This is a genomic window from Klebsiella sp. S69, assembly GCF_016516145.1.
Taxonomy (GTDB): Bacteria; Pseudomonadota; Gammaproteobacteria; order Enterobacterales; family Enterobacteriaceae; genus Klebsiella; species Klebsiella oxytoca.
The window spans coordinates 1-8,482 of the sequence record NZ_JACVUU010000045.1 but is presented as its reverse complement, the minus strand read 5'-3'; the positions used below and the strand labels follow the sequence as shown (position 1 = coordinate 8,482).

Below are 8,482 nucleotides of genomic sequence, written 5' to 3'. Positions count from 1 at the left end.
AGCGAAGCGAGGACGAAAAAAGCATTACGGCTTCAGCCGTAATAATCCCCCACCCTGCTAAGCCCAATCAAACCCGCTAAAAACGATACAGAAGCTGCTGTGCGCGGTCGGAGTGGTCACGAGAACTGTGTGAAAAATATGGGGTCCGGCTAATTATAGTCGAATACGAACCTCATCTTTTATTTCACAAGCTGGACAGTCCCGTTGCTCCGGTGTTGAATATGCGGGTGATAAATCACAAAATGTATGAGAAAGAAATAAATCTCATTCAAAAAAACTGTGATGGTGATTTTGTGATTTTTGACGGTCATGGTGGCGATCACGTGTTCTGTGAGAGGATACCGCCTTCGCTACCAAAAGAACTGTTTCTGCGTGCTCGTCCGCTTAAAGCTGTCACGACGCTCCTGAAAATGTCCAGGCTTTACGGGTGCAGCATAAAAGAGATTTTGTACATGCAGACGGGAGAAACAGCCGCTGTATTGAAAGAAGCACAGCGTTTTTTCCATCCGGCGGCGCTCTCACATATTAAACCAGTGAAGAAAATAAGTCCTGATGACAGAAAATCTGTGCTTTCAGATGCCATTCTTGATAACAGTACCGCAATGACTCTTCAAACATCCGCCTACGATGCTTTCCCTTTTACAAACGCTGAAATGATTCATTATGGACTGAATCTAAAAGTTGAAGATTCATTCAACAGTATACATAAGAGGTTACAATACAGAAGCTCAATTCAGGAAAGATTTAATTTTATATTTACCCGCAGAGATAAGGGGTATATTACCGGGGCGTACCAGACAGCATTAAAAATAAATAAAAAGAGGGTTGCGGATTTACTGAGAAAAGGACAATTCGCCAGCCACAATATAATTAACACACCAAAAATTGAAAGTGCAATTGAAACCGCATCCAGAGGGGTAGGAGGACTCAATTCAATTATCATCAGGATAATAGCGGCGGAAATTATATTTGAAGGGTATGCTAAATGAGATATTATTTTAAACCTCATGTCCACCATGTTCATATTAATAATGAAGTGACTATTCTGGATGAAATTTCAGACCGTTACATTCTTCTTTCTGAGGAACAGTCCCGGCTTCTGGAAAAACATATGAAAACCGGTGAAGAAAACTCACTGGGCAGGAAATTAAACAGGGCGGGAATTATCTGGCATCACCCCGGAATGTCATTATCTGACAGTTCAGTTTCACCTGAAGGGGTTGGTCTTTATTCCTGGGGTAGTAATATTATCGAACCGTCTTTGCTCATAATATCACTTTATTTACCGGAAGCCATTGCCAGAATAATTACAGTGAGAAAGCGCCTACACCGGTATGGTCTTCATGGATGTCTTCAGCATTGCCGCAACAGACTGAATTCAATCAGTAACCATGACTTTGATTATAATAAACAGGCAGATAAAGCAGAAACTTTGGGTCAGAGCATTAAGTATTCCGCTCCGTTTCTGCCGGGGAAGGTGAAATGCCTTGAGTTTTCACTTTCATTGTTTGATATGCTTATAGCCAGAGACATCAAATCTCAATTATTCATTGGGATTCAGAGGTATGATTTTCTTTCTCATGCATGGCTGGAAATCAATAATAAAGTGATTTCTGACGATGAAAATCTGAAAACAAAACTAACGCCAATAATTAGTGTGATATGATGAAAATAAATAATCTTTTTACTGAACTGAAAACGGGGACAGATGCATATTCATCTGCATATCAGTTAATATTAAAATCATACCCATCATTTGCCTTGTCTTTTACAGGTGTATCATTCCTGTTTATTCTGACATCTGTATTAAGTGCGCTGCTTCCTTTTTTACTCAAAAAAACCGCAGAGGCATATATCGTTTCAGATGGTTTTCTGTCAGCTTTTTTCCTTGTCACTATGACTTATGCTGTCTGCTGGACAGTTACCGAGGTTCTGAAAAATATTAAAGGTATATTCTCTGCAGGGGTCCTTGCCCGTTCTGATGCTGCGCTTGTCAGCAAGGCAATGGAAATGTTGCTGTCCGTAAGTTTCAAAAAGCAAAAAGATTTTGAACCAGCAATTCTGGCTGCAAACATAGACCGTGGTTCAAGATCCTTCAGCGCATTAACGGTATCGGTGTTCTGGACTCTTGTTCCTGTTTTTGTTGAAATTTCAGTAAGTATTTTTTTCCTTTATCAGTCTCTTGGGTTTATGTATTCGATGGTGTTTTGTTTATCCGTTATCGGAATGATTTTCCTGGCGTTCAGTATTGCATTACGCAGCCAGAATATTCACTCTGATATAATGAATGCCCATAACAGTGTTTATGCTTATACTGTAGGAAGGCTTTCAATGCCGTTAGACATTCGTGTCAACACGGCGCATGAAAGAGAAACAACCACCCGCACCAAAACGCTCGGGCATTATGTAGAAACCATCAGAAAAACAAATAAAAAAATGGGTTATTTGCTGTCTCTTCAGGCAGCAGTTGTGGGGGCGTTACTGGCCATATCGGTACTTGTATTGGTTTTCTTCAGGAATTCATCCCATATCGGAACAGGTGATTTCATCATGATTGTAGGTTATATCAGCATGCTGACTTTCCAGTTACGAACAATCGCGGGTGCCTGTATTGATATACAACGTCAGGTTGTCTTTTTAAAAAAAATACTGGAATATACCAGTGAACGACCTGAAGGTATCAGCATCACCAATATCCCGTCTGAAAGTGAGGCCGGATATATTTTTGAAGTCCGTAACCTGGGGGCATTAGTTGATCACCGAATCCTGTTTAATCGCATTAATTTTACAATAAAAGAAGGCGAAATGTTTGCCCTTTCAGCCCCTTCCGGGTTCGGAAAATCGACAATGCTCGGATACCTTCTGGGGCTGGAGGCTCCATCTGAAGGAGATGTCTACTTCCGGGGTTGCCGGATAGATACCGGGATAAGCGCAGCTGTTCTGGGACATATTTCAGTTGTTCCTCAAAAACCGGTTTTGGTACCAGGAACGGTCAGAGAAAATATTTTATATGGCACTGATAATATTCTTTCCAGAGGTGAGTGGGGCGAACTGCTCACATCACTGGAATTAATACCGTACAATGATGATGAAACATTAACTATTTTTCTGGAGCGATATATAAGTCAGCAAGGGGGAGGGCTGAGCGGTGGTGAAATTCAAAGAATATGTATTGCCCGGGCCCTGGCAAGAAAAAAAAAGATCATTGTTCTGGATGAACCTACCGCTTCCATCAGCGAAGAGCTGGCGATTAAGATTATTACATATATCCGGAAACGTTGCCCTACCGTAATTATTACCACTCATAACCCCCGGATCCTTTCCATGGCTGATCATTTTTATGAAGGCAAAGCTGTTGAAAGCTAGAGTTTAAATAATCAGTTAAACCGCCCTTCCGGCGGTTTAACTGATTATTTAAACAGCAACCTGAACCCTGGCGAAAAACTGCGTGTACCGTTCGCGCTGGACTGCTGCGATCGTGAAGCCCTGCACTGGGCGGCCGGTACAGGTGGATGGCTTTGTTGAATAAATCGAACTTTTGATGAGTTGAAGGATCAGATCACGCATAATCCTGATAATGCAGGCAGTTCCGTGGCAAAGCAGAAGTTCAAAATCACCAACTGGTGCAACTACAACAAGGCCCTGATTAATCGTGGCTCCATCACTTTCTGGCTGGATGATGAAGCGATTCAGTCCTGGTATGAGCCAGCAACACCCGCATCACGTGGACGGCCTCAGCGCTATTCAGACCTTGCCATCACCACCGTTCTGGTGATTAAACGCGTATTCCGGCGGACCCTGCGAGCCGTACAGGGTTTTATTGATTCCATTTTTTCCCTGATGGGTGTCCCACTGCGCTGCCCGGACTACAGCAGCGTCAGCAAACGGGCAAAGTCGGTTAATGTCAGTTTTAAAGCGCCCACCCGGGGTGAAATCGCGCATCTGGTGATTGACTCCACCGGGCTGAAGGTCTTTGTCGAAGGTGGGGTTTGAGGGCCAACCGTACGAAAACGTACGGTAAGAGAAAAATAATCGTCTGAAAAATCGATCGGTGGACTGTTCTGTCCGATAAGTGCCATTATTCGATTAAAAGACGCCATTTTCAGGGCGTTTTCACATGTCCATTATGTTTTTATATATCAGACAGTTGCTTCTCTAGCGTACGTTTTCGTTCCATTGGACCTCAGACCCCGTACGCGACTCTACGACACAGTTTCGGACACAACAGATCCCGCCATTGCAAATGGTCCTCTCTGGGCTGGATTATGTGTAAAAACGGACAGTAAAGATGGAATGAATGAGTTAATTTGTTCGAATATAAGGATTTTCGTGAAAGCCGAAGATTATGATCGCTCTGTTCGCAAACGTGAATTGTCCGGCATTCTGAATGATTGATATGTGAGAAGACTGACTGAGCGGCCTTACAGGAAAGAAAGACATCATCATCCGCCAGGCCATTATGTGCCGCTCCTGCCTGTGATAGCATATCCGGGTCATTTTTAAGAGCCAGGGCTGATGAAGAAGAAAAACAGCACATCCACTCCTCACGATGCCACGTTCAGGCAGTTTCTGACGCAACCGGATATTGCCCGGGATTTTATGAAGTTGCATTTACCCGCTGAGCTGCAGGCCATCTGTGACCTCAGCACGCTGAAGCTGGAATCAGGCTCGTTCGTTGAAGATGACCTCCGCCAGTATTTCAGCGACGTTCTCTACAGCCTGAAAACCACCGCAGGTGACGGGTACATACATGTCCTCGTGGAACACCAGTCAACGCCGGACAAACATATGGCTTTCCGCCTGATACGCTATGCGGTGGCCGCCATGCAGCGCCACCTGGAGGCAGGGCATAAAAAGTTGCCACTGGTAATACCGGTGCTGTTCTATACGGGTAAACGCAGCCCGTATCCGTACTCCACCCGGTGGCTGGATGAGTTTGACGATCCAGTGCTGGCAGGCAAACTCTACGGCAGCGCTTTCCCGCTGGTAGACGTTACCGTCATTCCGGATGATGAAATCGCTGGCCATCGCAGTATGGCCGCACTAACTTTACTACAAAAGCATATTCATCAGCGGGACCTGGCAGAACTGGTTGACCGGCTGGCGCCCATTTTGCTGGCCGGGTACCTGTCTTCATCGCAGGTGATATCGCTGGTACACTATATTGTGCAGGCAGGCGAAACATCCGACGCCGAAGCCTTTGTACGCGAACTGGCACAGCGTGTGCCGCAACACGGAGACGCACTTATGACCATCGCACAACAGCTTGAACAGAAGGGCATCGAGAAGGGCATTCAGCTCGGTGAACAACGCGGCATTGAAAAAGGTGAGCGCGAAGCCACTCTCAAAATTGCACGAACCATGCTCCAGAACGGCATTGACCGTAATACCGTCATGAAAATGACCGGTCTGACTGAAGACGATCTGGCGCAGATCCGCCACTAATCACCCTTTCCTGGCACTCCCTGTCCGGCTATCAGCGAATACTGGTGGGGCAGGGAGGCACCAGGCTCAGGCTCTGCCTGCCAGCCACAGCGAGTAAACACCTTCATCACCCCCGCCACGTTCCCCGTCAGACGCGCTGTCAGCGGATTTATCTGTCGGCCGCTGTCGTCAAAAGCGGCATCGAGGTTGGCCCGTGAGAGATAAATGCCATTGACGCCCGCACTGAGCGCCACAGCATTCCGGCCGGACCATTCCCGATCGCTCAGCAGACGGTAGTTCCAGTGCATATCTTTAGCTGTTTCCAGCGCACAGGTCAGCCGGAACAGATCGTTCTGTTCAGTCAACTCACCGGTGCAGGAGTGCCAGAGGTAATTCAGCTTGCTGGCCAGCTTCGCGCTGACGCCCAGCTGGCGTCCCTGTTTCAGAAGCCACTCGATATCGGGGGCAACATCACGCGAAAAACGCCGTTGCTTCAGCGCGGTCGCCAGCCATCGGGTGAGAAAGAGATTTTCCTGAGCCGCTGACAGCACATCGCCGTTCTGTCTGGCCAGCGCAAGCGCCACCAGTGCACACCAGGCCAGATGGCCGGTTCTGTCTGTCATTGCCATAAAGTCTGACTCCCTGCACTGGTACTCATCCCTTACTTTCACTCACTCTTCAGTGTTTAAAGCTTCAGCTCCACACGCAACTGCCAGGTTGCCCCGCCGAAGCATGTTCCTCCCACCATCTGCTCCCAGGTTTCCTTCTGTTCCAGCTGCATCTCCAGCGCATGAAAATCAGCATGAGAGAGCATGATATCGTCCCGCTCGCCGGGCGACTCCAGAACGTGTCCAAGTGATCGCGTAGCCGCAGCGTAAATCCTTCATCAAACAGCGGGACATCGCGGTAACTGTCTTTCAGTGGCCGTCCGGGTTTACCCTGCTGCTTGAGGGTCATCAGGGAGACGAACGGGCGCGACGGCCAGCGCTCCCCGGTGTGAATATTCTCCGGGGTGACAGCCAGCGCTTCACTCAGTCGGGCGCCGGTATTCCACAGCACATCAAAGAACATTCGTTTACGCAGATCGCTAAAGCCCTGGGCGAGCAGAACGGTTATTTCAGGCTCCAGCAGGTACTTGGGTTTGTCGGCCTGACGGTTCGCCAGCTGGCGAACGGCAAGCGCCAGCGCAAAATCAATCCGGGGGGTGGCGATGCGGCTGATCGCGCTGTGTGAAATCTGGCTCAGTTCGGCGAGATGAGTGCTCAATTTTTTAATCACCGCGCTCAGGCGTTACGTTATCGTTTTAACGTAATGATAGGCGAGGGGGCCGGGAGAGTCGCGGAGAAAAACCCGGCTTAAAGGTGATCGGTCATTCGGGGAAACTTCCTTACAGGGAATAAAAGCCGATTGCCCGGACAAGGGCAGGGCGGGAACAACCACCCCTGGTTAATCGGCTCCCTGACCTGTCCGCGCAGCGCCATTGTAGCACTGGCGCATAAGGCAGAGGCGGCGGCGGGTGACAATCTTCTTCAGTAAGACTGAATGATTCCAGCTGCGATCGCGTCGCCGTCAGCAGCTGGACAGCGTCCTGCAGCGGCATCGAGGGCGAACATGAAATGTGTAAAAACAGCCACTTAGTAAAATCTGCGTCAGAAAAAAGTTAATCCGAAAATCTGAAAGGAACGGGTGAGGGGGCAATTCGGTAAACCACCTGTAAACCCGAATCCGGGTGAACGGCGGCAAGGTGTGAGGTTGAAGACCGGAAAAAGTACAAAGACTTCACGCAGAACACACATTACGATCCTAAACTGCACGAACGACACAACATAAAGGAATGACGATATGAAAATTATCAATGCGAAATCTGTTATTTTTGCGGGGATCATTGTGTTGGGTGCGGTATATTTCTGGCCCGTCAGGAATGTCCAGAAAGGCCCGGCATGTTATCAGACCAGTGATGAACAGATTCGGGAATTTGTTAAAAATGACTTTCTGCGAAGCGTGAAGGACTGGAATTATGATTCGCAGTTCCTCGGAACCAGAACACCTTCTCTCACCTGGGGAAAAATACAGAGACGGACTACAGATGTCGAGCAAGAAAAAAATCTTCTTGTCCCCTTCCTGGCTGAAGGCCCGGACGGGAAAAGACAGTATTATGGAATGTATCAGTGTGAAGAAGGTTATGTGGAATATGCGAGTGAATAAAGGCCGGTAGCCCGGCCTTATAGTTTTATCGTTTACCGCTTTCTTTCACAGTAACTTCACCCGGAAGTAATATCTGGTATGGTTGACCGTTGAACAGCTCGCCAAGCCGTGTCATTGATTCTCCGATGACGCCCCTGTGAGTGCTGGCGTTGAAATCGTATCTATCATCAAATGAACGCACAACGCCATTGTACGTCCAGTTACCGTTACTGTTGATGGTCAGGGTTCCTTCAGTCTTGAGTGTAATGTTCCCAAGATAAGATCCTGTCACAGGATTATAATCTCCGGTCGCGTGCGAGAACTTTGCAGTAATCGGGAATGTCCCCGTTACTCCGGAATTAACAATGTTGCTGATTTCTGCAATTTTCATGGGTGAAATTTTAAGTCCGATATTGGCAATATTAACGCTTCGTGCATCGCCATCCCCCCATAAATAATGAGCAAAGGCCACAACCGGCGAGGTGACGTTACCGCTCATTTCTTTCATGTTCATAGAACGATAATCATATTTATTGGGGGCCGGGTTCGACATATGATAGGCATCATAAACACTCGCTCCTGGATGCAGGAGCAGGTTACGGTCCGCATTACACATATATCCTACATTTGTGGAAATAATCTGCAATGTCAGGGGATCATCTGCACCGTGTGCTTTGATATAGTCCTCAAGCTGCGTAAAAGCCTGTAAGCAGAAATTTGCACTCTGGAAAAAGCTATAAACAAGCTGAATCTGCCCGCCCGGACCTGCACCGCCAGAACCGTTAGGTGGAGTTGGGCCAAATAAATCAGCTTCCGTAAGGATGCCATGCGCGCCCGCTGGATGTGGAATATCCGCCAGTTACTCCTGAGCGTC

At 47.6% G+C, this 8,482-nt stretch carries 7 protein-coding genes and 2 pseudogenes; 6 read left to right on the top strand and 3 right to left on the bottom strand.

The annotated features are described in order from the left end of the window. Positions 1-242 precede the first annotated feature (242 nt). From IAE27_RS28685 to IAE27_RS28665, 5 genes and pseudogenes are all read left to right on the top strand, one after another. A complete protein-coding gene (locus IAE27_RS28685) occupies positions 243-989 on the top strand; it encodes a hypothetical protein (protein ID WP_200093322.1) in 747 nt (248 codons plus the stop codon). After that, positions 986-1,666 carry a lasso peptide biosynthesis B2 protein gene (locus tag IAE27_RS28680; RefSeq protein WP_200093320.1) on the top strand — a complete coding sequence of 227 codons (681 nt, stop codon included), beginning with the start codon at positions 986-988 and terminating at the stop codon, positions 1,664-1,666. Before IAE27_RS28685 ends, IAE27_RS28680 begins: the two co-directional genes overlap by 4 nt. Beyond that, positions 1,663-3,366: an ATP-binding cassette domain-containing protein gene (locus IAE27_RS28675; RefSeq protein WP_227685335.1), complete on the top strand. Its 1,704-nt coding sequence runs from the start codon at positions 1,663-1,665 to the stop codon at positions 3,364-3,366. The genes IAE27_RS28680 and IAE27_RS28675 overlap by 4 nt, the downstream gene beginning before the upstream one ends. A gap of 180 nt (positions 3,367-3,546) precedes the next feature. Next, positions 3,547-3,984, top strand: a pseudogene (locus tag IAE27_RS28670) (IS5 family transposase); the annotation flags it as partial. A 531-nt stretch (positions 3,985-4,515) separates the two neighbouring features. After that, entirely contained in the window at positions 4,516-5,445 is a 930-nt protein-coding gene (locus IAE27_RS28665) for an Rpn family recombination-promoting nuclease/putative transposase (RefSeq protein ID WP_200093318.1), read from the top strand. Here IAE27_RS28665 and IAE27_RS28660 read toward each other — a convergent pair. Both IAE27_RS28660 and IAE27_RS28655 read right to left on the bottom strand, forming a co-directional pair. After that, a complete protein-coding gene (locus IAE27_RS28660; RefSeq protein ID WP_200093316.1) occupies positions 5,442-6,053 on the bottom strand; it encodes a DUF2913 family protein in 612 nt (203 codons plus the stop codon). The two genes, IAE27_RS28665 and IAE27_RS28660, sit on opposite strands and share 4 nt — an antisense overlap. Before the next feature lie 214 nt (positions 6,054-6,267). Further along, positions 6,268-6,669 (bottom strand): annotated as a pseudogene (locus IAE27_RS28655) (phage integrase family protein); the annotation flags it as partial. A gap of 597 nt (positions 6,670-7,266) precedes the next feature. On the opposite strand from IAE27_RS28655, the gene IAE27_RS28650 reads away from it, so the two are divergent. Further along, positions 7,267-7,629: a YebF family protein gene (locus tag IAE27_RS28650; protein ID WP_200093314.1), complete on the top strand. Its 363-nt coding sequence runs from the start codon at positions 7,267-7,269 to the stop codon at positions 7,627-7,629. 25 nt (positions 7,630-7,654) lie between these two features. Here the strand turns inward: IAE27_RS28650 and IAE27_RS28645 are convergent, their stop codons facing one another. After that, the gene (locus tag IAE27_RS28645) at positions 7,655-8,359 is read right to left on the bottom strand and encodes a lipid II-degrading bacteriocin (RefSeq protein WP_320159736.1); all 705 of its coding nucleotides are present in this window, start codon (positions 8,357-8,359) and stop codon (positions 7,655-7,657) included. Between the last annotated feature and the right edge of the window lie 123 nt (positions 8,360-8,482).